General features: G+C 28.6%; 6 protein-coding genes and 1 pseudogene. 1 reads left to right on the top strand and 6 read right to left on the bottom strand.

Translation table 11 applies throughout. From position 1 onward, the window contains the following. Positions 1 to 66: 66 nt before the first annotated feature. The 6 genes from I4U58_RS12090 to I4U58_RS12065 form a co-directional block, all read right to left on the bottom strand. Positions 67 to 1272, bottom strand: coding sequence for a VanW family protein (locus I4U58_RS12090; protein WP_195931598.1), 1206 nt, complete (start codon positions 1270 to 1272; stop codon positions 67 to 69). Between the two features lie 157 nt (positions 1273 to 1429). Beyond that, positions 1430 to 1753 carry a hypothetical protein gene (locus tag I4U58_RS12085; RefSeq protein WP_195931597.1) on the bottom strand — a complete coding sequence of 108 codons (324 nt, stop codon included), beginning with the start codon at positions 1751 to 1753 and terminating at the stop codon, positions 1430 to 1432. A 152-nt stretch (positions 1754 to 1905) separates the two neighbouring features. Beyond that, entirely contained in the window at positions 1906 to 3174 is a 1269-nt protein-coding gene (locus I4U58_RS12080) for a dihydroorotase (protein ID WP_195931596.1), read from the bottom strand. Between the two features lie 111 nt (positions 3175 to 3285). Then, positions 3286 to 4434, bottom strand: coding sequence for a DUF362 domain-containing protein (locus tag I4U58_RS12075; protein ID WP_195931595.1), 1149 nt, complete (start codon positions 4432 to 4434; stop codon positions 3286 to 3288). 81 nt (positions 4435 to 4515) lie between these two features. Further along, positions 4516 to 5232, bottom strand: coding sequence for a hypothetical protein (locus I4U58_RS12070; protein ID WP_195931594.1), 717 nt, complete (start codon positions 5230 to 5232; stop codon positions 4516 to 4518). A 98-nt stretch (positions 5233 to 5330) separates the two neighbouring features. Continuing rightward, positions 5331 to 6152, bottom strand: coding sequence for a putative ABC transporter permease (locus tag I4U58_RS12065; protein WP_243269626.1), 822 nt, complete (start codon positions 6150 to 6152; stop codon positions 5331 to 5333). A 13-nt stretch (positions 6153 to 6165) separates the two neighbouring features. Between I4U58_RS12065 and I4U58_RS14285 the strand changes: the two are divergent. Then, positions 6166 to 6256, top strand: a pseudogene (locus tag I4U58_RS14285) (glycoside hydrolase family 1 protein); the annotation flags it as partial.

The following is a 6256-nucleotide window of genomic DNA, read 5'->3' as shown; positions in this document are numbered from 1 at the left end:
AGAAATACACGAAATCATTGAAATATGTGAAGAGTATGGCCTTTCTGAGAATTATGGTAAATGTAATTATTTATTAGTCGATATCAACTCTTCTTTTATTTTTTTATTTTCTTTATCTAAATAAACTCTATATGTCTTTATTATTATTTTATCTTTTTTATATTCATGCTCTGTTCTTACGTATATTCTTTGTGCATCATCTCTACACCCATAAATCTTACTTGTAATAGATCCTTTGCCCACTATATTTTTTATATATATTGGATGAGAATATGGATTTTTAAATTTTAGATCATAATATCCATAAGCTACTGTCGCATCTCTTCCACCTGAAACATAGTGAGATAAATAAGTGTGGTTGTGAACTTCTACTATTTCTAATCCAGCGAGTAGTGCTGCATTGTATATTGTTGTAGATACTTGGCACACTCCGCCGCCTTCACCATTTATATATTTTCCTCCGACAATTACTGGTGCATATTTGTATCCTTTACTTAGAACTCTAGGTCCAGTTGCATTATTGTATGAATATGTTTCCTGGGGCATGATGATTATATCACTTGAACTCTCGCCTGCAACATGAATATTGCTACCTCTAGATGTTTCATTATTAAAAGCAGTTGAAAATTGTCCTAATATAGAATTTACACTTTCTACGTCCTCTGTTTTTAATTTAGGTATTGTAGTTTTTACTGGAAGATTTAGATCCATGATATTTTTATTTTTTATAATATCGTCTATTTCTTTTTTTATTTCGTCTTTTTGAAGTTCTTTACCATCTTTTGATGGTAACTTTTTAAAACTTCCGTCATTTTCTATCGCCAAAGTAGCACTCAAAGCCTCTCTATCTATTTGCTGTGCAATACAGTCGATTATCACATCTAATTTGTCTTTGTCATAAGTGGCTTCTAGTGCTATATGATGCCTCTCATTTAAGATAAGTTTTGATTTTCGTTTTAAATTTTCTAGTTTTTTAGCTGTTCTTGTGTAGGAAAGTGCTTTATTAGTCGCTTCTTTCACCTTATATCTAAAATCTATATCAGAAGGATGTATTGTCCACACTTTTGAGTTGTATTTTAAATTTATATCTTCTAGTGGATAAGCTTCATTTAAAATATCTATACATTGTTTTTCTGTCATAGATTCCATATTTATATTTTCAATATATACATTTTTATAAATTTTCTCTTCTTTATTTTTTATTATAGTGTTTCCCAAACAACAAGTTAGAATAATAAAAGTAAAGATAACACTTATAATTTTTTTATACATATAAAATCCTCCCGTTTCAATACACAAGAAATTTGTGTATTTTCTTTTACATATTTATTATTCTTCCTTTTTGTTTCTTTAATAATACAAAAAAACTATTAGATATTATCAAATGTGATATTATCTAATAGTTTTAATGCAATTTATTTAAATCTTCTTACGCTTTTTTTTCATTTTTTTCTTCTTCTAGTATTTTCTTTTGAAGTTCTTGCATATGTCTTATTATATAAAAATCAATATCGTCATTGTCGCTATCAAATCCCCAATGAGTTTCTAACATACGTATACTTCTATAACAAAGTCCTGAATTACCTTGTAATTTAAAGTCGATTAAGTCAAATAACCAACATTCTCTAGTGTTTACATCCCACAAATCGTGTTTTTTTATGTACTCATCTAAAATATTTCTGTATTTCATAAGTGTTGGGTAGTCAATTGTCACATGTTCCATAAAAACATTGAATTTTTTCCCTCTAGCCATATCTAAATCCCCCTCAAAATATATTTCATATTCCATATAAATTATATCATATTTTTACATATTTTGTTAATTTAGATAAATAGCTATTTATACATAATAATTTAGATAAAATCACTATTTATATATAATTTAAGCTGAGTATTTATATCGACTTACCCTTTATATACTAATTTTCCTTCAGATATAGTATATTTTATCTTTGCGTCTAATATTTCTCCTATAAATGGTGTATTTGTAGCCTTAGATGCAAATTCTTTTACTTCCCATTTTTCATCTGGATTGAATATTACTATATCAGCAAATGAGCCTTCTTTTATAAAACCTCTGTCTAAATTGTAAAGTTTTGCTGGATTTATAGTCATTTTTTCTAATAAATGCATTAAATCTAAATGACCACATTTAACTAAAGTTTTTACCCCAAGACCTAAAGCTGTTTCAAGACCAGTTATACCACTTGGACATTTAGTAAACTCGTTGTCTTTTTCTTCTTTTGTGTGTGGAGCGTGGTCTGTTGCTATTATTTCTATTGTATCGTCTTTTAATCCTTCTATTATAGCTAGACGGTCTTCTTCTGTTCTAAGAGGAGGATTCATCTTTGCCAGTGAACCGTATTTTAAAACTGCTTCTTCATTTAATGTAAAATGGTGTGGACTAGCTTCTGCATAGACATTAGCACCTAAAGACTTTGCAAACTTGACAGTTTTAACGGCCTCTTTTGAACTTATATGTTGAATATTTACTTTTGCCCCTGTTTCTAAAGCTATCATAACATCTCTCGACACCATTATATTTTCAGCTATAGATGGTGCTCCACCTTCAAGATTTAACGCTTTTGATACTTTACCTTCGTTTACCCCTGCCTTAGTTATAAATACTGGATTTTCTTCGTGTAAACTTATAGGTACATTTAATTCTTTTGCTTTTTTCATAGCTTCATACACAAGTCTAGTGTGTTTTATTGGGATACCATCATCACTAAATCCTACAGCTCCAGCTTCAAACATTTCATCAAAATCTACAAGTTCCTTTCCTCTAAGTCCCTTTGTAACAGTCGAAACTTGAAGTACATTTATATCAGACTCTTTACCTTTATCTAATACATATTTTAAAGTTTCTGGATTATCTACTACTGGTTTTGTATTTGCCATACATACAACAGTTGTAAAACCACCTTTTGCTGCTGATTTTGCTCCTGTAAATATGTCTTCTTTGCGTGTAAAACCTGGGTCTCTAAAGTGCACATGTATATCTATAAGACCTGGAGAAACTACACATCCACTTGCATCAATAACAGTTTCAAAATCTTTTTCAGATAAATTTTTCCCTATTTCTTTTATCTTTTCATTTTCAATCGCTATATCTACTATTTCATCTCTTTTGGAAAGTGGATCTATTAATCTACCATTTTTTATTAAAATCATAACTCACTTATTAACGTATAATTTATATAAATAACGTTAATTACTCCTCTCTATATGTATATTTTAATTTTCAAGTTTTAATTGATTATATCTATTTTATATTGTATTTAATCAATTAACAAGTTTAAAAAATATATTTTGTTTTATATGTATAGCTTTTTTAGGACAAAGCTCGTGACAGCAATAACATCTTATACATTTTTTTAAATTTATTTCGGCACCCTTTTCTGTAATTTGTATTACTTTGGCAGGACAAGACACCTTACACTTCCCACATTTTACACATTTTTTATAATCTACTATCGGTTTTGGAGTTATTATTTTATCTACTATATCACCTAAAACTTTAGGTAGTTTTAATGATAAAAGTCTAAAATCAGAACTTGTAATCGGAATTTTAAAATCTTTTACTATAAAGTTTTCTATACTCTCTCCTAAAAACTCTATATCAGAAAAATCATCTTTTATTAAGTTTCTCTTTATAGAGCCCCTTACTGTTCCAACTTTTATCGGGTCTAAATTTATAAGTTTGCATCCAGCTATATCGAGTGCATATGGACTATAAGATGCTAATAAAACACCTATTTTTCTAATATCACCAGCAGTAGGCCCCTCACCTTCCATTCCATAAACTCCATCCATAATTGTAAGGCTTGGATTTATATATTGACATATATCTAATAGTACATTTTCGCAAAATAGCTCTTCTGTCTGAAATCTATAATGTATTTCCGTCTTTTCTAAACCTGCAATTACACCGTATAGATTTTTTACACCACCTGTATATTTTGCCATCTTGTGTGTCTTTAATTTGCATAAATTTATAACATGGTCGACTTTAGTTATTGGGCTTATAATATTCATACTTTTTAAATATATAGCGTTGTCATTTTGAACTTTTGTTTCAGAAGTATCGTAATTAAACTCTACATCTAAGCCTTTTAGCTCATCTATCAATCCACATGTTTTATAAAATCCTTTTAAGTTGTTTTTTGTATATGGACCGCCCGGACTTTCAGCAATTATCACCTTACAATTTAATTTTAATAATTCTTCACAAACAACTCTAACAAGAACAGGGTGAGTAGTCGCCCCTTCTTCTGGAGATTTTTTTATTACTAAATTAGGCTTTATAAGTACCTTACTGTTGGGTTTTATAAAACTTTCAAGAGGTCCTATATCACTTATCAAATCTTCAAATGATTTTTTCAAAATATCATAATCATAACTTTCACATTCCCTAATACTCACTTGTTTCATATTCGTTTTCCCTTTCGTTTTTTATTATATATTCTAAAAAAATGTTGGAATAATATATCCCAACATTTTATACTTTTCTATTTAATTTATATACTCAATATTTGATATACGATAATTAAATTTCGATGTGCTATCATTATCGACTAATGAAACTTTATATTTTCCTATATAATCATGATCTCCACCATTAGATTCAAAATATGCATCTACAATAGCTGTATATGTTTTATCGTTATTATCATATGCGTCTAGTACTTCTATACTAATCCAAGGTGCTCCATCTGCTGGTGTTATATAATACATATCTTCTGACTCTGAATAATATAATAAATTTGAAAAATCATTTATTGGGTCATTTAATCTAGCTCCATTAAATTTACTCGATATAACTTTTATATATTGATTTGCATCATCTCTAGCTATACAATAGCCATTATTCGACATTATAAAATAGTCGCCACCTACATAAGTATTTAAGACCATATACGCTGTATTTGGCAGATATGTTGAATTTACTGCAGTATCGTAATCTATATTTTCTTGGTACATATTATATAAAACTGATGATATAATAACTTCTTCTGAAGATATATCTATTTTTTCTTTTACAGTATTTTGTGTAGAGCCTGATTGATTATCACTGCTAGATAAGTCATTATCACTACCTGCTAAATTTTCATTGTCGTTTATCTCTGAAGAAGTATTCGTATTAAAATTTTCTCTCGAACTCAAGCTGTTTTCACACCCTATTGTAATTAATCCTATGCATATAATAAGTGTAAAAATTAATTTTTTCATTTTATTTCTCCCCTTCATTTCTTATAAATTATACCCTTTTTAAATATATCTTATTTCTATCTAAATAGATATATTCCCTCGTATTTATAGTATAAGGTTTATTTATTTTTTTCTCTAAGCATCTTTTTAATATATTGAAAATGTGCATCTCTCTTTTTATTTCCTGAAGATCTCATATTAGGGAATGCATTTATCAATCTTCTGTGTATAAATGCCTTTTGTTTTAAAGAACTAAATTTAAATTGTATATCATCAATTTTATCTTGTATTGCTAAATCGCCGTATTTTGATGAAGCCATTTTTAATTTCTGAGCGACTTCTTCTGGACTTTTCTTTAATTTACTTAAAAACTCATCATCTTCATATAATTTAAATTTTGAATGTATTTTCTTCATATCATCTACAAGCATTGTCAGTGAATCTACTTTTAATGTCAATGTTCCTAATGCCCTTGCTGTAACTATTAAATCACTAATCATAGTGATAATAGCGAAAATTAAAAGCACATACAATACTGTAGTATTCATTTTTTCTAAATTATTTATAATAAATGGATGCAAAAATTCAACAACAAATACACTCATAATTCCAAACATAGTAGAATTTAATAAACAAACCTTGCCATTTATATTGCATTTATGATTTGAATAATCCCACCATTTTGCATGAAATAACTTTTCTAGTATAGTTGCTGTTATATATTCAAGCATAGATGTCAAAATCATTCCCGATATAAATACACCTATCATGCTATCTCTATAAGACCAGCACCCAATAATTATAATCAACGCTCCTACACCATAAACTGGGCATACTGGTCCATTCAAAAATCCCCTATTTATGATTTTTTTCTGTAGACAAGAACAGTATATACTCTCGCAAACCCAGCCTAAAAATGAATATATAAAAAAATACAACATGTAATTATATACTATACTCATAAACTCATTTGAAGGTGGATGGAATGAAGGCGGAAAAGGGCCAAGTGTTGTAGACGTTTTAACAGCAGGTGCTCATGGAGTGC

This window comes from Clostridium sp. 1001270J_160509_D11 (assembly GCF_015667935.1).
Classification (GTDB): domain Bacteria; phylum Bacillota; class Clostridia; order Peptostreptococcales; family Peptostreptococcaceae; genus Intestinibacter.
Note: the sequence above shows the minus strand (reverse complement) of the source record. Positions and strands in the feature narration are given on the sequence as shown.

What these genes read in the sequence shown, in the direction of transcription:
- I4U58_RS12085 (WP_195931597.1), bottom strand. Translation starts at nt 1,753, where the DNA reads ATGGCTAGAGGGAAAAAATTCAATGTTTTTATGGAACATGTGACAATT.
- I4U58_RS12065 (WP_243269626.1), bottom strand. Translation starts at nt 6,152, where the DNA reads ATGTTGTATTTTTTTATATATTCATTTTTAGGCTGGGTTTGCGAGAGT.
- I4U58_RS12070 (WP_195931594.1), bottom strand. Translation starts at nt 5,232, where the DNA reads ATGAAAAAATTAATTTTTACACTTATTATATGCATAGGATTAATTACA.
- I4U58_RS12080 (WP_195931596.1), bottom strand. Translation starts at nt 3,174, where the DNA reads ATGATTTTAATAAAAAATGGTAGATTAATAGATCCACTTTCCAAAAGA.
- I4U58_RS12075 (WP_195931595.1), bottom strand. Translation starts at nt 4,434, where the DNA reads ATGAAACAAGTGAGTATTAGGGAATGTGAAAGTTATGATTATGATATT.
- I4U58_RS12090 (WP_195931598.1), bottom strand. Translation starts at nt 1,272, where the DNA reads ATGTATAAAAAAATTATAAGTGTTATCTTTACTTTTATTATTCTAACT.